General features: G+C 69.0%; 14 protein-coding genes and 3 pseudogenes. 13 read left to right on the forward strand and 4 right to left on the reverse strand.

What is annotated here, in order from left to right:
* The first annotated feature begins 176 nt into the window (after positions 1-176).
* From AC08OV_RS11430 to AC08OV_RS11465, 8 genes and pseudogenes are all read left to right on the forward strand, one after another.
* The gene (locus AC08OV_RS11430) at positions 177-1,574 is read left to right on the forward strand and encodes a wax ester/triacylglycerol synthase domain-containing protein (protein WP_476619641.1); all 1,398 of its coding nucleotides are present in this window, start codon (positions 177-179) and stop codon (positions 1,572-1,574) included.
* 261 nt (positions 1,575-1,835) lie between these two features.
* A pseudogene (locus AC08OV_RS11435) lies at positions 1,836-2,846 on the forward strand (FAD-binding oxidoreductase); the annotation flags it as partial.
* A 67-nt stretch (positions 2,847-2,913) separates the two neighbouring features.
* Positions 2,914-4,659 carry an FAD-binding and (Fe-S)-binding domain-containing protein gene (locus AC08OV_RS11440; protein WP_476614690.1) on the forward strand — a complete coding sequence of 582 codons (1,746 nt, stop codon included), beginning with the start codon at positions 2,914-2,916 and terminating at the stop codon, positions 4,657-4,659.
* Between the two features lie 43 nt (positions 4,660-4,702).
* Entirely contained in the window at positions 4,703-4,861 is a 159-nt protein-coding gene (locus AC08OV_RS11445) for an SDR family NAD(P)-dependent oxidoreductase (protein WP_476614685.1), read from the forward strand.
* A gap of 5 nt (positions 4,862-4,866) precedes the next feature.
* Complete coding sequence (locus AC08OV_RS11450) at positions 4,867-5,760, forward strand: SDR family oxidoreductase (protein ID WP_476614686.1); 894 nt, start codon at positions 4,867-4,869, stop codon at positions 5,758-5,760.
* A gap of 179 nt (positions 5,761-5,939) precedes the next feature.
* Positions 5,940-6,146 carry a hypothetical protein gene (locus AC08OV_RS11455; protein ID WP_476608019.1) on the forward strand — a complete coding sequence of 69 codons (207 nt, stop codon included), beginning with the start codon at positions 5,940-5,942 and terminating at the stop codon, positions 6,144-6,146.
* 717 nt (positions 6,147-6,863) lie between these two features.
* Entirely contained in the window at positions 6,864-7,475 is a 612-nt protein-coding gene (locus tag AC08OV_RS11460) for an enolase C-terminal domain-like protein (protein ID WP_476614687.1), read from the forward strand.
* 139 nt (positions 7,476-7,614) lie between these two features.
* Complete coding sequence (locus tag AC08OV_RS11465; protein ID WP_011436419.1) at positions 7,615-8,658, forward strand: S1C family serine protease; 1,044 nt, start codon at positions 7,615-7,617, stop codon at positions 8,656-8,658.
* Positions 8,659-8,754: 96 nt separating this feature from the next.
* Here the strand turns inward: AC08OV_RS11465 and AC08OV_RS11470 are convergent, their stop codons facing one another.
* The 3 genes and pseudogenes from AC08OV_RS11470 to AC08OV_RS11480 form a co-directional block, all read right to left on the reverse strand.
* Complete coding sequence (locus tag AC08OV_RS11470) at positions 8,755-9,972, reverse strand: ATP-binding SpoIIE family protein phosphatase (RefSeq protein WP_476614688.1); 1,218 nt, start codon at positions 9,970-9,972, stop codon at positions 8,755-8,757.
* 373 nt (positions 9,973-10,345) lie between these two features.
* A pseudogene (locus AC08OV_RS11475) lies at positions 10,346-10,774 on the reverse strand (PAS domain-containing protein); the annotation flags it as partial.
* Between the two features lie 135 nt (positions 10,775-10,909).
* Positions 10,910-13,123 carry an outer membrane protein assembly factor BamB family protein gene (locus tag AC08OV_RS11480; protein WP_476619642.1) on the reverse strand — a complete coding sequence of 738 codons (2,214 nt, stop codon included), beginning with the start codon at positions 13,121-13,123 and terminating at the stop codon, positions 10,910-10,912.
* A 247-nt stretch (positions 13,124-13,370) separates the two neighbouring features.
* Between AC08OV_RS11480 and AC08OV_RS11485 the strand changes: the two genes are divergently transcribed.
* The 5 genes from AC08OV_RS11485 to AC08OV_RS11505 all read left to right on the forward strand — a co-directional run bounded on the left by AC08OV_RS11485 (position 13,371) and on the right by AC08OV_RS11505 (position 17,843).
* Positions 13,371-14,543, forward strand: a complete 1,173-nt coding sequence (locus tag AC08OV_RS11485) for a cobalamin-independent methionine synthase II family protein (protein WP_476615307.1) — start codon at positions 13,371-13,373, stop codon at positions 14,541-14,543.
* A complete protein-coding gene (locus AC08OV_RS11490; protein WP_476615306.1) occupies positions 14,540-15,595 on the forward strand; it encodes an isopenicillin N synthase family dioxygenase in 1,056 nt (351 codons plus the stop codon). Before AC08OV_RS11485 ends, AC08OV_RS11490 begins: the two co-directional genes overlap by 4 nt.
* 110 nt (positions 15,596-15,705) lie before the next feature.
* Positions 15,706-16,371 (forward strand): GPR1/FUN34/YaaH family transporter, encoded by a 666-nt coding sequence (locus AC08OV_RS11495; RefSeq protein WP_476615305.1) that lies wholly within the window; start codon positions 15,706-15,708, stop codon positions 16,369-16,371.
* Between the two features lie 93 nt (positions 16,372-16,464).
* Positions 16,465-17,244, forward strand: coding sequence for a phytanoyl-CoA dioxygenase family protein (locus tag AC08OV_RS11500; protein ID WP_476615304.1), 780 nt, complete (start codon positions 16,465-16,467; stop codon positions 17,242-17,244).
* A complete protein-coding gene (locus AC08OV_RS11505; protein ID WP_476615303.1) occupies positions 17,241-17,843 on the forward strand; it encodes a phosphonate degradation HD-domain oxygenase in 603 nt (200 codons plus the stop codon). The genes AC08OV_RS11500 and AC08OV_RS11505 overlap by 4 nt, the downstream gene beginning before the upstream one ends.
* Positions 17,844-17,959: 116 nt before the next feature.
* Here the strand turns inward: AC08OV_RS11505 and AC08OV_RS11510 are convergent.
* Positions 17,960-18,121: pseudogene (locus AC08OV_RS11510) on the reverse strand (hypothetical protein); the annotation flags it as partial.
* Between the last annotated feature and the right edge of the window lie 267 nt (positions 18,122-18,388).

The raw sequence follows: 18,388 nt of genomic DNA on the forward strand, positions 1-18,388 counted from the left end.
GCCAGCGCCAGGGCCAGCGGCCGGGTAGACGGGGGCCGGGTGTGCGGAGGTCGGGTGTGCGGAGGTCGGGTGTGCGGAGGTCGGGTGTGCGGACGGCTGCCCGTGACCGCGGCGGGGCGGGGGCGCGAGCTCGTCCGGAGGGGCCGGGATACAGCCAGCCGCGGGAACGGCGCCGAATGCCCGCGGCCGATGCCTTCTTCCTCGAGGTGGAAGGCCCCCGCAGCCCGCAGCAGGTCGGGGGCGTCGCGGTTCTGAGACTCCTCCCCGGCAGCTCCTCGCCCACGCTCGCCGACATCCGCGCCCATGTCGCTCGGCGCCTGGCGGATATTCCCCCGATGTTGCGACGAGTCGTGTCGCCGGGGCCGTTGTCCGGCTACAGATGGGAACTGGCCCGGAGCATCGACCTGTCCTGGCATGTCCGCGAGGTGACCCTGCCGCCCGGCGCCGGCCGGCCCGGGCTCGAACGGTTCGTCTCGCAGGCCACGGCCGTCGCGCTGCGTCGGGACCGTCCCCTGTGGCGGATGTGGTTCGTGCGAGGTGTCGGGCCGGCGGAAGCCGCGGTCGTGGTCGTGTTGCACCACGCCATCGCTGATGGCGTTCGCGCGATCGCCCTGCTGGACCGTTTCCTGGACGGTCCGGAGGATCTGCGTGCTGTGGCACCGCCCGGAGCCGTGCGGCCGGATTCGCTGCCCGCCTCGCCCGCGCCCGCGCGATGGGCGGCCGTGACCACCGGCATGGTGCGGCTCGGGCTGGACGGAGCCGCGCCCCCCTTCCCCTGGTCTGGGCGATCGGGACCGGCTCGCCGGGTGCGGATGGTGCGGCTGCGACTGCCCGAGGTTCGGGCAGTCGCGCGGGCCGCGAACGCCCGCGTGACCGACGTCCTGCTCGCCATGGTGGCACAGGCCACGGCCCAGCTGTTGGCCGAGCAGGGCCAGCCGTGCGGTGCGGCGGTCCGTGCCATCACGCCGATCTCTCTGCGCACGACAGGCACCGCCATCGGCGACGACCTGGGTAACGCGACCACGGCGGTGCAGCTCGACCTGCCGCTCGACCCGATGCCAGTGTCCTGGCGGTTGCGGGCGATTACCGCCGGTGGCCGGCGGGCGCGGCGCCCGGGGCGGATCCTCGCGGCCGGCGCGGCCCTGCGGGTGATAGGTGCCCTGCCGGCGCCGCTGCGCGGACCCGCGGCTCGCAGCGTCTATCAGGGTCGGCAGATTGGAATGATCGTGTCGAACCTTCCAGGCGCGGCGGGCCCGCGGGAGTTCGTCGGCCTGCCACTGCTCGACACCTACCCGCTGGTCCCCCTCGCCGAAGGCGTGCCGCTTGCGGTGGGGGCACTCGGCTGGCGGGACGAGCTCTGCCTCTCGGTGACGACGGATCCCAGCCTTGTGCCGCCGACGGCGGACCTGGCCGGGCGGCTGTCCGCCGGGCTGGACCAGCTGCGTCGCGAGGTGAGCGCCCCGGCGCGCGCCCCTGGGACGGGGTCCGCCTCGGCCGGCTACCAGGGGCGCCCAATCTCGATCGAGTGGGCTGGCCGCGGCTGGCGTCGCCCGGGCAATGCCGGTGACCCGTAAGGAGGGCGTGTAGCCGGGAGCGGCCGTGGGTGGGGGCGGATGGTTGGCCGGTCGCCGGTGCGGGAATGGCCGAGGCGGTGGCCTGTCGAGTGCCTGACGGAGAGTGCCTGACGGAGAGTCGGTGCGGGACGCTCGCGGGAGAGGGGTGGGTAGGCGCGACTTCCCGATCGACCTGGGGATCAGGCCTGGCGCGGGAATGGGCGCGGGGTGGCCGATATGACCGCGGTCCGGCTTCCTGACCTGGTACGGCGGGTCCGGGCGATGCGTTCGGGTGGTGTGAGCGCGGCGGCGTTGGAGCGGGATCTGGCGGCGCGGGTGGATGGTGAGGTGCGGTTCGACGCCGGCACCCGGGGGGCGTATTCGACGGACGCGTCCAATTTCCGGCAGGTGCCGATCGGGGTGGTGGTGCCGAGGCCGGTGGAGGCGGGTGCCGAGGCGGTCGCGGTGTGCCGGGAGCATGACGCGCCGGTGCTGTCGAGGGGTGGGGGGACGAGCCTGGCGGGGGAGCCGACGAACGCGGCGGTGATGATTGACTGGTCGAAGTACTGCACCGGGCTGTTGTCGGTGGATCCGGATGGCCGGCGGTGCGTGGTGGAGCCGGGCATTGTACTGGACCATCTCAACGACCTGCTGTCGCCGCATGGGCTGCGGTTCGGGCCGGAGCCGGCCACGCACAGCCATTGCACCCTCGGCGGGATGATCGGGAACAACTCGTGCGGGTCGACGGCACAGCGGGCCGGCAAGATGGTGGACAACATCGCCCGCCTGGAGGTGCTGCTGTATGACGGGACCCGGATGTGGGTGGGGGAGACATCCGACGATGAGTATGTCGAGACCGTGCGTGCGGGAGGCCGTCGGGCGCAGGTGTACCGGCAGGTGCGGGAGCTGCGGGACCACTATCTGGCCGAGATCCGGCGGCGCTATCCGGAGGTGCCGCGGCGGGTGTCCGGCTACAACCTGGACAGCCTGCTGCCAGAAAAGCACTTCCATGTCGCGCGGGCCTTGGTCGGCAGCGAGTCGACGTTGGTCACGGTGCTGCGGGCCGAGCTGGAACTGGTGCCGGTGGTGCCGGCACAGTCGCTGGTCGTGCTCGGCTACCCGGACATCGCCGCGGCCGGGGACGCGGTACGGCGGGTGCTGCCGCACGACCCGATCGCGTTGGAGGGCCTGGACGACAGGCTGATCCACTTCGAGTGGGAGAAGCACCTGTACCCGGAGGCGTTGGCGCTGCTGCCCGAGGGATCGGCCGGCTGGCTGCTCGTGCAGTTCGGCGGCCAGACAACCGAGGAGGCCGACCGCAAGGCCCGGGCGATGCTGGACGACCTGTGCTCCTCGCCGCATCCGCCGGTGGCGTCGTTCTTCGACGACCCGGCCCGGGTTCGAGGACAGCGCGGTCAGCCCGGACCGGCTCGGCGACTACCTGCGCGACCTGCGCAAGCTGTACGGCGAGTTCGGGTTCTCCGAGGCGTCGCTCTACGGCCATTTCGGGCAGGGCTGCGTGCACAGCCGGATCCCGTTCGACCTGGTCACCGCCTCTGGGGTGGGTAGCTATCGGGAGTTCTTGGAACGGGCCGCGGACCTGGTCGCCTCCTATGGTGGGTCGCTGTCCGGGGAGCACGGCGACGGCCAGCAGCGCGGCGAGCTGCTGCCGAAGATGTTCGGCGCGGACATCGTCCGCGCGTTCGGTCAGTTCAAGGCGATTTTCGATCCGGGGAACCGGATGAACCCCGGCAAGGTCGTGGCTCCCTATCCGATTGACGACAAACTGCGGCTGGGCGCGGACTGGGAACCCGCCGAGACGGAGAGCTTCTTCCGCTACCCACATGACGGGGGCAGTTTCAGCCGGGCGGTGCTGCGCTGCGTCGGGGTCGGCCGCTGCCGCCGCGAGGGCGGCGGTGTGATGTGCCCGTCCTACATGGTCACCCGGGAGGAGGAGTATTCGACTCGGGGCCGAGCCCGGCTGCTGTTCGAGATGCTGGCGGGCCACCCGGACTCGCCGATCCGCGACGGCTGGCGCTCGACAGCGGTGCGTGACGCGCTCGACCTGTGCCTGGCCTGCAAGGGCTGCAAGAGCGACTGCCCGGTGAACGTGGACATGGCCACCTACAAGGCCGAGTTTCTGGCCCACCACTATGCGGCGCGCATCCGGCCGCTGGCTCATTACTCGATGGGATGGCTGCCGCTGGCCGCCAGGCTCGCTTCCCTGGCGCCCCGGACGGTGAACGCGCTCGCGACCGCGCCCGGGCTCACCAACCGCTTCCACCCGCACATCGGGCAGGCGGCGATCGAGGTGTTGGAGGACGCCGGCTGGCGGGTCGTGATGCCCGGCGGGACGGTGTGCTGCGGCCTGACCTGGATCTCCACGGGCCAGCTGGCCACCGCGCAGCGGGTGCTGCGGCGCACGACCCGGCTGCTGCATCCGTACCTGCGGGCCGGGACGCCGATCGTCGGGCTCGAACCGAGCTGCACGGCGGTCTTCCGCTCAGACGCCGAGGAACTGTTCCCGCGCGACCCCGACGTCTCCCGGCTGCGCCAGCAGACCCTGACCTTCGCCGAGCTGCTGTACGACCGAACGCCCGGCTGGCAACCTCCGTCGCTGGGCCGGCCCGCGATGGTCCAGACCCACTGCCACCAGCACGCGGTGCTGGGTTTCGACGCGGACACCGCGCTGATGCGCGAGATGGGGATGGACCCGCGGGTGCTGGACTCGGGCTGCTGCGGACTCGCGGGCAACTTCGGCTGCGAGCGGGGCCACTACGACGTGTCACAGGCCTGCGGGGAGCGGGTGCTGTTTCCCGCCCTGCGCGACGCGCCCGACGGCGCCTTGGTCTTGGCGGACGGCTTCAGCTGCCGCACACAGATCGAGCAGGGCGAGGCCGGTGGGCGGCAGGCCGTCCATCTCGCCGAAGTGGTGGCCATGGCCCGGTTCGGCGACGTGCCGGCAGCCCGGCCGGAGCAGGCTGTCGAGCGGCCCTCGTCGCCACGGGCCGCGTCGCTGGCGGTATTGCCCGGTCTCGGCGTTGCCGTGGCGGTCGCGGGCGGCCTGGCCGCCCGCGCCGCGGGACAGCGGATCCGTGACCACTGAATATCCCGGCACTGGACGTATCCCGGGACTGGACGGAGGGATGATGCGGAGATCAGCTGACCAGCCGGGCGGCCGGCGCGGAGTGGTGGTGGTCACCGGGGGTTCGGCGGGGCTCGGTCGGGCGATCGTCCGGCAGTTCGCGCGTCGCGGCTACGACGTGGGTGTCCTGGCCGTGGCGAGGATGGTCTGGCCGGTGCGGTAGCGGACGTGGCGGCGGCGGGCCGGCGCGGCCTCGCGCTGCCCGCGGACGTCGCCGACGCCGCGGCCGTGCAGGAGGCCGCCGAGCGGGCGCGCGCGGAGCTGGGGCCGGTCGACGTCTGGGTCAACAACGCGATGGCCAGCGTCTTCGCTCCCTTTCCCCAGATCACCCCGGAGGAGTTCGAACGCGCCACAGTCACCACCTACCTGGGCCATGTCAACGGAACCCGTGCGGCGCTGCGGCACATGATGGCACGTGACCACGGGGTGATCATCCAGGTGAGTTCCGCCCTCGCCTTCCGCGGTATCCCGTTGCAGTCGGCCTACTGCGGAGCCAAGCACGCCATCGTCGGCTTCACCGAGTCGGTGCTGACCGAACTGCTGCACGACGGCAGCAACGTGCGGGTTGTGATGGTACACATGCCCGCGCTCAACACCGTCCAGTTCAACTGGGTGCTCTCCCGGCTGCGTCACCACCCGCGGCCCGTCCCGCCGATCTACCAGCCCGAGGTGGGCGCGCGTGCGGTGGTCCACGCGGCCGAGCACCCACGGCGCAGCATGTGGGTCGGCGCCTCCACCGTCGCCACCATCCTTGGCAACCGGATCGCGCCCGCGCTGCTGGACCGCTACCTCGCCCGCACCGGCTACGCCAGCCAGCAGGCACCCGACGACCACAACCCGATGCTCGGCGAGAACATCTTCTATCCGGTGCCCGGCGACCACGGCGCGCACGGCGACTTCGACGACCGCGCCCACGCCCACAGCCCGGAACTCTGGCTCAGCCAGCACCGCCGCGGGGTGCTCGCCGGCGTGTCCGCGGCCGCCGCCGTGGTCACCGCGGCCGGCATGGGAGTTGGGGCCGGCATGGGAGTCGGGGCCGACCGGATGCCCCGGCACCGGTAGGGGGCCGGCGACGGGCGCGCCGGGCCAGCCTGTTGATCTTTCGGTTGCCTGACGAATCCCAGCGGTAGGGGAGAACGTCCGCCCAGGTGGGAACGCTTATCTTGGTGGCCCGTGCCGATCGGCCGCCGTAGGTGACACCAAGATTGCCAAAAAAGTCAGTCAGGAGGGAACACTCACTCATGGGCGCATTCGAAGAGGCGAAAGGCAAGATCAAGGAAGCGGCAGCCGATGTGACCGGCAGCGAAGGGCTGCGGCAGGAGGGGCAGCAGCAGGAGGAGAAGGGCCGGGAGCAGCGCGAGGCGGAAGAGGCCCGGGCTCAGGCTCAGGCCCACGAGAGGGAAGCCGAAGGCCACGAGCAGCGGGAACGGTCCGAACAGGGGACCTGACCACGGTACGGATCGTGGCAGCCGAGGCGGTGTCCCGCGGCCTGGAACCAGCCGCGGGACCAACAATGTGCGGGACCAACAATGTGGCGGATCGGTCGGACCGGGTGGGCGGCGATCAGGGCCATGCGGACCGGGTGGGGGATCCTGCTGGTGGCGCAGCCCGGGCTGGTTCTGCGGGCCGCGGGCGGCCCACTCCTCCAGCCGCGCCCGGCCGGCAGCCGTGCGGGTGCTGGGAGCCCGCCATCTCGTCCAGAGCCTGCTACCGCCGGGCCGGCTTGGCGTCGCTGTGGACTGCCTGCACGCCGCGAGCATGCTCGCTTTGTACCGCCTGGGCGCTCGCCGGCAGAGCCGGCACCGCCCTGGTGACTCGGTCCCGCCGAAGGCTGGTGCGACTGCCACTGGTGCCTTGAGGTGACCGGCGGGTTGCGGGGGCCGAGGTTGTCTCTTGGCTTCGCCAGCCAAGGTGAACGTTCGGAGGAGGATTTTGTGCCGGAGGGCCGCCCACCCCGTCCCGGGGCGGCGGTCTGGGCGACCGGGTAGGCGTGGCGGGCCGCGGTTTCGGGGAGACAGCAGGCATGCCAGCGGTTGAGAGCGTGGAGGTCGCCGCCTACCTGGTGCCGACCGAGCAGCCCGCGTCGGACGGGACGCTGGAGTGGGGTTCCGTCACCCTGGTGGTGGTGACGGTCCGGGCCGGCGGCGGGTATCCCGCGGGTGAAGATGAAGGTCGGCCGGGACCCGGCGGCGGACCGGAAGCGGGTGGCTGTGGCCCGGCGGGCAGTCGGATCCGACGTCGAGCTCTATGTGGACGCGAACGGGGCGTACAGCCGCAAGCAGGCGTTGATGCTGGCGGAGATCTTCGCGGAGCAGGATGTGCGCTGGTTCGAGGAGCCGGTCAGCTCCGACGACCTGGAGGGGTTGCGGCTGCTGCGGGACCGCGGCCCGGCGGGGATGGACATCGCGGCCGGCGAGTACGGCTACACGTTGTCCGGTCTGGAACGGCTGCTGGCCGCGGGTGCTGTCGACTGCCTGCAGGTGGACGTCACCCGCTGCGGCGGCATCAGCGGGTTCCTGCGGGCGGCGGCGCTGTGCGACGCGCGGGGGATCGACCTGTCCGCCCACTGTGCGCCGCAGGTCAGCGTGCACGCCTGCACCGCGGTGTGGCATCTGCGGCACCTCGAGTACTTCCACGACCACGTCCGGGTCGAACATCTGCTGTTCGACGGGGTCCTCGATACGCGGCCGGACGGGACGCTGGTCCCGGATCGGTCGCGGTGCGGCCTGGGCCTGTCGGTGCGGCAGTGGGACGCCGAACGGTTCCGGGTCCGATGACCGCGGCGTACGGCGAGGCGGACCACAGCACCGGGCCGGACGGGTCGATGCGCTGGGCTGTGTGCGCCGGCCCCGCCCGCTGTGCGTTCGGGCTGTTCTGATGGGTATGGCAGGAGCTTCTGGCGGGTATGGCAGGAGCGTGAGCCGGTTGACCGGCTGGATCAGTGGGATCGTCGCCGCTGCCGCGATGCTGGTGGGCGCCACCGGCTGCGGTACTGGCGGCGGGCCCGGCTCGCCGACGGCGGACCGAGCCGCCGCCGCGGACAGAGCCGGGCTCGGCGCCGTTGCGGGCATCGTCTCCGACGTCGAGCCGTCCGTTGTCACCATCCTGGTCGGGAACGAGCTGGGCAGCGGCATCGTCTACCGCGCCGACGGTGTCATCGTCACCAACCAGCATGTGATTGCCCAGGCATCCGGTGGAAAGGCCGAGGTGGCCTTCGCCGACGGCCGCCGGGTGGCCGGTCGGGTACAGGCCGCCGATGAGATCAGCGACATCGCCGTGGTGAAGGTGAACCGGACCGGCCTACCCGCCGCGACGTTCCGTAAGGACCTGCCCCAGGTGGGCGAGTTGGCGGTGGCGATCGGCAGCCCGCTGGGATTCGAGAACAGCGTCACCGCCGGGATCATCTCCGGCGTGAACCGGAACCTTCCCGTCTCCGGTCAGCAGGGCGGGCAGGGGCGGCCGCTGGTGGACCTTATCCAGACCGATGCGGCGATCTCGCCCGGTAACTCCGGTGGGGCGCTGCTGGACAGCCAAGGCCGGGTCGTGGGCATCAACGAGGCCTACATCCCACCGTCGACCGGAGCCTCGTCGCTGGGCTTCGCGATACCGTCCGCGACCGCGGTTGACGCCGTTGAGCAGTTGCTGCGCACCGGGACCGTGAAGCACGCCTTCGTCGGCGTCCAGCTCGCCACCCTCACCTCGGCGATCGCTGAGCGGCTCGGACTGGACGTGCGTGCCGGGGCGCTCGTGCTGGCCGTCGTGCGCGGCGGGCCCGCGGGCAAGGCAGGTGTTCTACCCGGTGATGTCATCCGTAGCTTTAACGGCAAGTCGGTCGCCTCCGCCGGGGAGTTCTCCGCCAGGCTCCGCGAGGTATCCCCGGGTGACATGGTGACGCTAGGCGTCCACCGAGACGGCAGGGACCACACAGTGCAGGTCAGGGTGTCCGACCGGCCCGGCTGAGAGCTTCGCCGCTGAGGCGGCGTCCCACCCCGGGGCTTCCGAGGATGCATCGACGCGCCGTCACGCGCCTGGGGACAGCGGGTTCGTGGACGAGATCTAGGTGAAGATTTCCGGGCCGGTGTCAGTGCCGGTGTCGAGTTGGCACCAGACCGTCTTGCCGGAGTGGGTAGGGCGGGTGCCCCACCGGGCAGCGAGTGCATCGACGAGGATCAGGCCACGACCGTGTTCTTCCTGCTCGTTGGAGTGGAGGACACGGGGGAGGTGACTGTCGCTGTCGGAGACCTCGATGTAGAGGGCCGTCGGGACGCTGCGGAGCACGAGTTCGCCGGGGACTCGGGAATAGCGGATCGCATTGGTGACGATCTCGCTCACCAGTAGTTCCGCGGTCTCGATGGTTTCGGGCTGCTGCCAGCGACGCGGCGCGGCGTTGACGGCGTGGCGAGCCTGTCCGACGGCCCTGAGGTCGAGGGTGAGAGGGATGGTAAGGGTGCGAGTGTTGATGGCCGCGGCGGCCCGGACGAGCAGGAGCGCCACGTCGTCGTCTCGATTGGCCTGATCGACCAGGCGCATCAGCCGGTCGGCGGTGGCGTCCGCGGTGCCGGCGTCCGCGAGAGCGTGCTGTAGCCGGCCGATTCCCTGGAAGATATCGATATCGCGTGACTCGAGGAGGCCGTCGGTGTAGAGCGCGAGCGTCGCCCCGACGGGGAACGGGTAGCAGGTCTGGACGAAAACTTGCCCGCCGATACCGAGAAACGCGCCGCCCCCGCCGGTCAGGAGGCGGACCCGGCCATCGGGATCACGCAGGGCGGGAGGGGGGTGGCCGGCGTTGGCGAGGACTATCGTCGCGGTGGTGGGCTCAAAGATCGCGTAGACGCAGCTCGCCAAGGCACCGTCAGGCCCTGCCCCGATGGTCTGGGCAAGGTTGTCCAGGTGGGTGAGTACGTCGTCGGCGGGCAGATCGAGTGAGGCGAACGCCCGGCTGGCGGTGCGGAGTTGACCCATGACGGCGGCGGCGGTCACACCGCGGCCGGCCACGTCTCCGATGACGAGAGCTACCCGACCCGCCGAGAGCGGGATGAGGTCGAACCAGTCCCCGCCCACCTCGGCGTCGATCGGCGGACCCGGCTCGGCGCAGGGCGACCGGCCGGGAAGGGAGCCCGGCTCGTACCGCCAGGCGATGTCCATTCCGGCCACGGCCGGGATGTCGGGTGCAAGCAGGCTGCGCTGCAGCGTGACAGAAACCTCCCGCTCGCGAGCGTACGCGCGGGCATTGGCGATGGCGGCTGAGATACGTACACCAAGGTTGGCGGCCATCTCGACTGATCAACGATTCATCGTCGGCCGCGTGGTGAAACGGGCGACCCGACGCAAAGGCTTGGTAGATCGGAGAGTTTCGGTGGCAGTAAAGGATCTCTCCGGCAGCTGAGAACGGGATGTCGCAACTTTGCAAGGGCGGACCGGAAACGCGTGTTTTTATGGCGCGGCGCAATTCCAACAGCTCCGGTCTGGCGTCTGTGTCAAGGGGTTCGTCGAGCAGGTACACGCTGCAGGTGTCGGCGAATTCCGGTACCATCAAATCGGCTATACTCGCCAGTGTGGCGTCCAGTTCCAGGGATCGCCCGACGAGTGTGCTCGCCCGGGTGGGCAGCCGCAGTCGCCGCTCTGCTTCCGCATGCTTCCGCTCGGCACGGCGCTGATCCGTCACATCGACCAGCGTCACGCCAACCGCCGCGGGCACCCCCTCACAGTCCCGGAGCGGAAAGTGCGAAAAGCGCCAGGTGCGTTCCTCCTGCGGGAAAGCCACGTTCCTACCGATGATCTCCGTGTCTTCAACTGATTCACCGCTGGCCAGGACCCACCGGGCAAGCTTCCACACCCGCGGGTCCATATCCGGCAGCAGCTCGGGGATGGATGTTCCCGCCAGTTGCTCGGGAGACAGGCCGTATATTTCCCGAAAGGACCGGTTGCTTCGTCGCACCCGCAGATCCGGATCGATAATTACCATCGCCGTCGGACTGAAATCGATCAGTTGCGTGCCCAGTAGCGAATCGAACCCGGCATCCAGTACGTAGTCCGACGAAACGTCCGACAAGGTTCTCCTCGGCTCAGACGTCATTAAATCACCTCCCCCTGTGTGGAATGATCATCTCCTGGTCTAATACCCAGGAACTTAGGATCAAATCAGGCCTGGGACTACGGTGGGTGGCGGTCCCGCGGGTAGGTGCCAGAATTCGGTTGCGGATGGCGCTGGTCATGAGGCAGACCGCGATGCCGGACCGGCAAGCATGGGGCGGGTTGCGGTGGCGTTGATGTCGAGCAGGTGAACGACCGCGTCGGTGCTGAGCACGACGAGGGTGTTCGATCCGAGCAGGACAGGCTGGGTGGTGACGGGCGCCGCGACGTCGCCGACCAGCAGCGGACCAGCGGGGCTGTCCAGTTGCCAGATACTGCCATCGAGCAGCACGATTATCGGTCCGAGTGGGGTATGGACGGCAGTGGTGGGCGCGCCGGTACCAGTGGACCGGTAGGGACCGTAGGCGGGGCGCAGCCCGTGCAGGTGCTGGCGGTCGAGGATGCCGCCGTGATCCGGGTCGAGCCGGTGAGCGATGCCGTCGCCGGTGACGAGCACGATTGCCTCGTCGGTGACCAGGGGAGCGGCTGTGGAGAAGCGGCCGGTCAGGGTGGTGCGCCACCGAGTCTGGCCGGTGGAGAGGTTCAGCCGCTCGAGGGTGGGTCCGGCGGTACGGAGCAGCAGCGCATCGGTCCCGTCAATGGCGACCAGCGAGCTGGAGGGCGGTGGTGTGCCGGGCGGATCGGTCCAGGCGATGGTGCCGTCGCGCAGGTCCAGGGCGGTCAGGCCCGGGGTGGGGCCGCCGAGGGGCAGCACGGCCAAGCGGTCGGTGGCCAGACCGGTTCCGTAGGTGAGCAGGGTGTCGACCTGGCCGAGCTGGTCGCGGTGCCAGGCGATATCCCCGGTGTCGAGGTCCAGGCAGGTGACGCCGCCGACGTCACCGACGATCAGCCGGCCCGCCGCGGTGAGGATGGGGGTGGCTAGCAGCCGGCGTCGCTGCCGGTGTGGGAGGTGTCGGGTCCAATGGGGTGCGCCGGTGGCTGGGGCGAGCGCGGTGAGGGTGCCCGCATGGCTGCACGCCAGGATCTGGTCATGGCCGGCGAGAACGCCGGTGATGGGGTCGTCTGCGGCGCGCACCGTCCACAGCACGTCGACTCGGCTGTCGTTACTGCCGGTGTTGGAGGGGTGTAGGCGGGTCAGGTGTCCTGCGCCGTGGGTGTCGGTGCTCGGTGCGATGACGGTGCCGGCGATGGTCGCGAGGGTGCCCAGATGTTGATGGGCGCCGATCGAGTGGCTGGTGGTGCGGGGCGAGGTCGGGGTATCGGCGCGAGACGTGGTCGGTGACCGTGGCGGTTTCGGTAGCGCCGGGATCGTGTCGTGCCGTAGATCCATAGTTCTCAAGCCGGGGGTGAGGGTGATGAGGCGGAGCTGCGGTGGTGACCAGTCCAGTCCGCCGAAGCTGGCTGCGGGCGTGCTGAGCAGGTGACAGCCGCCGACGTTGCGCTGCGCGTCGGCATGCCAATGTCCCGACAGGACGGCGAGGAGGCTGTCGGGTGCGGCACTGTAGCGGATCAGTTCGAGTGTGTCGTGGTCGGGCTGGTCGTGGGTGAGCACGACGACTGGCAGCCCGGGGGTTCGGGTGGCGAGATCGGTGATTATGAAGCGTCGCTGATCGGTGTCATCGATCGCGCACCAGGCGCTGAACCAGTCCAGGGCGAGGAGGTGCACGCCGGCCAGGTCAGCTGACCACCAGCGCGGGCCCATGGCCTGCTCGTAGCGGGTGAGGGTAGCCGCGCCGAGAAACCCGCCACCGTGGGGGGTGTCGCTGGGGTGGGGTTGGTGGCGGTGGCCGTAATGGTCGTGGTTACCCGGCACGATCTCTACCGGCAGCGGCGCTGCGGCGAGGGAGTCGAGTACGCGCCTGAACTCTTCGGGTGTGCCGTGGTCGGTGAGGTCACCGGTGATCACGGCGAATGCCGCGCCGTGGTCGGCTGCGGTCCGCAGCGCGTGGTGCAGGCCGCTGGTGGTGTCCGTCTGGTCGCCGTAGCGGGCGGCGAGCTCGACCGCCTGGGACGGGTCGCCGTCGATCGCGCTGACATGCGTGTCCGTGATGTGCGCGAATCGCAGCTCCCCTGAGGGAGCCGAGGGTGGTTGTGGATCGCCGCCGGCGCGGCTTGGGTGCAGCTGAAACAGCACCGGCTCCCCCGCTGCCGGGTGCTGCCACCAGCGGCCCGTCCAGCCGTTGGGGCGCCGGGCCCAGACCGGGCGCCCCGGCACGGTGCGGAGGCTGAACGAGCCGTCGTCGCGAGTGAACGTCCAGGTCCGCCCGTCGCTTACCGCGATCCCTGCGAGCGCGTTGCCGTGGATGGTGAGCACGGCGCCGATGATCTGCATGCCTGAGTCTAGCCTCCGACAATAGATCATTTACAACCCTTCGCATCATTATGTATAAAATTTCCTTACGGAAGTAAGATGTTGTTCAGATAAAGTTTCCCTTGGCCTGTCAGTGTCACCGTCATGACCCCACCCGGCCTCGCGCCGCCACCGCAGTCACAGGGGGCGGCCTCGACGAGGCTGTCCGGGTGGCCGGTGCTGTCCGGAACCGTCTGTACCGCTTAGTCCACTTGATGGAGGAACTGTCATGAAACTCAGCAGCGACCGCATCCTGACCACGCACACCGGCAGCCTGCCCCGACCGGCCGGGCTGGCCGAGCTGATCCGGGCCCGGGAACAGGAGACCCTCTCGGTCGCGGACGCCGAGTACCTGCCCGAGCGGATCGCGGACGCGGTTAGCGTGGTCGTCGACCATCAGGCGCAGGTCGGGCTGGACGTGATCAGCGATGGCGAAATGAGCAAGATCGGGTACGCCACCTACGTCAAAGAACGCCTCACCGGTTTCGACGTGGACGTTGCCGTTCCCGAGGGCGGCGGCCTGTCGATCGCTGATCTGGACGACTACCCTGGCATGGCCGAACGTTCCCTGGCCGGCTTGGAGACCGCGACACCGACCTGTACCGGTCCGATCAGCTACACCGGCACCGCCTTGCTCGATACCGATCTGGCCAACTTCGCAGCCGGCGTCAGCTCAATCTCGGCAGGATCGGGTCAGCCGGCCGAGCGGTTCATGAATGCCGCGTCACCTGGAGTTATCGCGCTCTATCTTCCGAACCAGTTCTATGCCAGCTTGGATGAGTACCTGTTCGCGTTGGCCGAAGGAATGAGGGCCGAGTACGAGGCGATCACCGCAGCCGGGCTGGTCCTGCAGATCGACGCCCCGGATCTGGCGATGGGTCGGCACATCCAGTACGCGCACCTGTCCGAGCAGGGATTCCTGGACCGGCTGCGCGTGCACGTTGAGGCGATCAACCACGCGCTACGCAATATCGACCCGGCGAGGGTGCGGGTGCACCTGTGCTGGGGCAACTACCAGGGCCCGCACCACAAGGACGTCGGCCTGGACGTCATCCTGGACACGATCATTCAGCTCAAGGCCGATGGGCTGGTATTCGAGGCCGCCAATCACCGCCACGCACATGAATGGCAGGTGCTGGCCGACGCGAAGATTCCCGAGCAGAAGGTCCTCATCCCGGGTGTCATCGACACCTCCAGCGTCTACGTCGAACACCCCGAACTCATCGCCCAGCGCATCACCCGCTTCGCCGACATCGTCGGCCGCGAGCGCGTCATCCCCGGAACCGACTGCGGCTTCGCGTCCTTCGCCACCTTCCTCGCCGTCGACGAGAGCCTGGCCTGGGCGAAACTCGAATCCCTCACCGCCGGCGCTCGACTGGCCAGCGATCGACTGTGGTCATGACCAGCACCACCCCGACCCACAGCACGACCGAGCACGACGCGGCGCTGCCGGTGCTCGACCTGCGCGAGTTCGACCCTGGCACTGATCCCGCGGTGCGCAGCCGGTTCCTTGAGCGACTGCGCGAGACCTGCCATGACGTGGGTTTCTTCTACCTGGTGGGGCACGGCATCGGTGACACCCTGTTCCGGGAGGTCGAGGAGGTCACCCGAGCGTTCTTCGCTCTGCCCGAAGCCGATCGAATGGCGATCGCGATGACCCGGTCGCCACACTTCCGTGGCTACACCCCACTGGGTGGTGAACTCACGAACGGTCGGGCCGACCGGCGCGAGGAGATCGACCTCGGCCCGGAACGCCCCACCCCGGCACTGACGGCTGCCGATCCGCCATGGCGGCGACTGCTCGGTCCGAACCAGTGGCCAGTCGCAATACCGCAGTTCCGCGCCACGATGTTCATCTGGCACGAGCAGATGGACACCGTCGGGAACCGCCTGCTGCGTGCCCTCGCGACCAGCCTCGGCCAACCTGACGACCGGTTCGACAGCTGGGTCGACCCAGACCCCGAGGCCACCATCAAAGCCATCCACTACCCTCCGTCCGGACCTGGCGGCGATCATCAAGGCGTTGGCACCCACCGGGACTTCGGGCTGCTCACCTTCGTCCTGCAAGACGCCGTCGGTGGACTGCAGGTGGAGCGCGACGGATGCTTCTTCGACGTCCCGCATCTGCCCGGCGCCCTGGTCGTCAATCTCGGCGAAATGCTGCAGCTCGCCACCCACGGCTACCTCAAGGCCACCGTCCACCGCGTCATCAGCCCACCCGCTGGCGTGCGGCGATTCTCGGTCATCTACTTCTTCAACCCGCGCCTGGACGCCACCCTCACTCCCATCGACCTGCCCGCCGAACTTGCCGCCCAGGCAACGGGCGGACACAGCGCTGACCTGGACAACCCCATCCTCGCCACCTACGGCGAGAACATCCTCAAGGTGCGGCTGCGTGCCCACGCCGACGTCGCGCAACTCCACCACGCAGATTTGCTCGCCGCCGAGAGCTGACCTGATCCACCGGCACACCGCAACCCGCCTTCGTGCTGGCCCGCGCGCCCCACGCGTCTCACGGCTCCCACGCGCGCCCAGTCATCCCCTGAACAGAAAGGCGATCCGCCATGACCGTTGATGCCCCGCCCGCATCGGTGGCAACGCATGTACCGCTACTGACCGAGGCCGAAACCCCGCCCGACCCACCGGTCACGAACCCGCTGCGAGGCAACCCCGGCATCGTCGGCATCCCGCTTACCATTGCTGGCGCGCTCGGACTCGGCCTGGTCGACGCCGGCTACGTGCCCGCCGAGGCCGCCGCCGCCGGCATCCCGACCATCCTCGCCGCAACCTCGATCGGGCTGCTGCTGGCTACCGTCTGGGCCGCCGCGCTCGGGCAAAATGCCTCGGCTAGCCTGTTCGCCGTTTTTTTCGGCTTCTACGCCAGCTACGCCGCACTCGCCCTCGGACTCGGGCACAACTGGTACGGCATCCCCGATGCCCAGATCGTGCACACGCAAGCCATCTGGCTGATCTGCTGGCTGGTCACCATTGCCATGCTCACTCTGGTCACCATACGGCTACCTTGGAGCTTCACCCTGCTCCTCGGCTTGGTCGACGTCGCCCTCGTCCTGCTGCTCGTCGGCACCCTGGAGGCCAACACCACCTTCATCCATCTCGGCGGGTACGTGGTCTTCGCCTTCGTTGCCGTCGCCGTCTACCTGTACGTCGATCTTATGTGGAGCGAGACCGGTGGCCGTGGACTTCCTCTCGGTAAGCCTCTCGTATCTTGACTCGGTCGCTGTAACAAAGTTGCATCGCAGCGTGTATTCATGATACAAGAGTTACACAGACGTTCTGGTTGACCGGCTCCTCGGAGGCTCACGTTGCTGACCGATTCCCTTGACCTCACGACCTGGCAGGCCAGGGGCGTTCTTCTCATGGACGGCTTCCTTGGCCCGGAGTGCCTGCGGGAGGTGCGACGCTGGATCGATGAGATCGAGGCCCTGCCGGGCAGCGAGGACGGTCTGCTGCAGTACGACGAGACCACCGGGGACGGGTTCTCGGTGCGGTGCCGCACCGAGAACATCGTGCCCTTCCATGACGGCATGCGTGCCCTGCTCACCCGGGGCACGCTGCTCGACATTGCCAGCATGTTGCTCGGCGAGCCCGCCGTCCTCTACAAAGAAAAGATCAACTATAAGGAACCCGGCGGCGCCGGGTTCGCCCCACACCAGGACGCGCCCGCCTACCCCTTTGTCCGGTCCACCATCACCTGCATGATCGCTATCGACGATTCCACCACCGACAATGGCTGCCTGGACGTCGTCGAAGGCATGCACCACGAGCCGCTCCCCACCGACGATGTCGGCTGCATCCCCGCCAGTCTCGCCGAGACCCTCCTCTGGAAACCCGTCCCAGTCCGCGCTGGGTCGTTGCTCTGGTTCAACTGGTACGTCCCGCACCGCTCCGGAGTCAACACCTCACCACATCGTCGCCGGGCCATCTACCTCACCTACAACGCAGCCTCCGACGGTGACCACCGCCACCACTACTACCAGGAAAAGCAGCACCGCCTAGCCGCCGGCACCGACCGAATCAGCCTCATCGGCCACTTCACCGGCGACAGCCACGTCAGCGCCCGGGGCACCGAGGAATCTGCATGAATACCGACCGGCTCCTCCACGGCACCTTCACTGGCGCGGACGAGTTCTGCGATGAACTGTTCGCCTACCTCACCGCCGTTGGCCAAAGTCAATACGACGAAACCGTCACCCAACTCGAACACGCCCGGCAAACCGCCGCCCTCGCCGAAGCCGACGGCTATGACCAGGCCGCGCAGGTCGCCGCGCTGCTGCACGATATCGGCCATCTCCTCCTCGACGAACACGACGCGCACCACGACTTCCTCGCCGAAGACCTCCATCACGAAATCGTCGGAGCACGCTACCTGACCCGCTGGTTCGGCCCCGATCTCGGCACTCCGGTCGCGCTGCACGTCAAAGCCAAGCGCTATCTCGTGGCCACCGACCCCGCCTACGCCAACAGCCTGTCCGCAGCCTCCACCCGAAGCCTACGCATCCAAGGCGGCCCGATGACTGGCAAAGAAGTCGATGACTTCCTTCGCCTGCCACATGCCGACCTCGCCCTCGCGTTGCGTCGGTGGGACGACAATGCCAAGCGAGCCGACGTCGCGGTACCGGAACTTGGCCATTGGCGTCCGGCTGTCTGCCGGCTGGTCAATGAGGCTTCCGCAGTGGTTTGACAGGCGGGTATGGCCCCTGACCGCCCGTCATCCGTGAAGGCGAGGAACGCGTACTGTTCTGTGCGGGTCACGCAGGTGCCGCCACCGTCGGCGGCCAGTTCAACGGTGACGAGCGACACCCAGTGGCGGCGACCGTCAAGAACGACCGTGTAGGTGAACACGATGCGTTCGTCGGCAACGACATCGAGAAACTGGGCGTGGTACTCGATCTGTTCCGGAACGCCGGTGGGGGCGAACGTGCCCCGGGCGATCTCGTGCCCGCCGACGCGGAAGTCCAGCTCGTGATGGGCCGTCCCCGGCTCGCTGGGTAGATGGAACCAGCGCTGTTACTGGTCAGGTAGCTCGATCGTTTAGCGTTGTCGCAGGTCGGGTCGTGTGAGTGATATCCGCTGTGGCGCCGGGGTGCTCGCGGTGGGTGACAGCCCTAGAGGTTGATCACGTGCCATCCGTCGATCAGCCCGTGCCGTCGTATGACGAGCTCGTGATGTTGATCGGTACGCTGCGCCAGGAACTGTCCGAGGTACGCGGCGAGGTGGTCGAGGCGT

The sequence above is a fragment of the Frankia sp. CeTa3Moorea genome, from assembly GCF_978021225.1.

Coding starts and splice junctions, on each gene's coding strand:
- AC08OV_RS11430 (WP_476619641.1), top strand. CDS start 177: ATGCCCGCGGCCGATGCCTTCTTCCTCGAGGTGGAAGGCCCCCGCAGC.
- AC08OV_RS11505 (WP_476615303.1), top strand. CDS start 17,241: ATGAATACCGACCGGCTCCTCCACGGCACCTTCACTGGCGCGGACGAG.
- AC08OV_RS11490 (WP_476615306.1), top strand. CDS start 14,540: ATGACCAGCACCACCCCGACCCACAGCACGACCGAGCACGACGCGGCG.
- AC08OV_RS11495 (WP_476615305.1), top strand. CDS start 15,706: ATGACCGTTGATGCCCCGCCCGCATCGGTGGCAACGCATGTACCGCTA.
- AC08OV_RS11470 (WP_476614688.1), bottom strand. CDS start 9,972: ATGGCCGCCAACCTTGGTGTACGTATCTCAGCCGCCATCGCCAATGCC.
- AC08OV_RS11455 (WP_476608019.1), top strand. CDS start 5,940: ATGGGCGCATTCGAAGAGGCGAAAGGCAAGATCAAGGAAGCGGCAGCC.
- AC08OV_RS11480 (WP_476619642.1), bottom strand. CDS start 13,123: ATGCAGATCATCGGCGCCGTGCTCACCATCCACGGCAACGCGCTCGCA.
- AC08OV_RS11485 (WP_476615307.1), top strand. CDS start 13,371: ATGAAACTCAGCAGCGACCGCATCCTGACCACGCACACCGGCAGCCTG.
- AC08OV_RS11445 (WP_476614685.1), top strand. CDS start 4,703: ATGCGGAGATCAGCTGACCAGCCGGGCGGCCGGCGCGGAGTGGTGGTG.
- AC08OV_RS11460 (WP_476614687.1), top strand. CDS start 6,864: ATGAAGGTCGGCCGGGACCCGGCGGCGGACCGGAAGCGGGTGGCTGTG.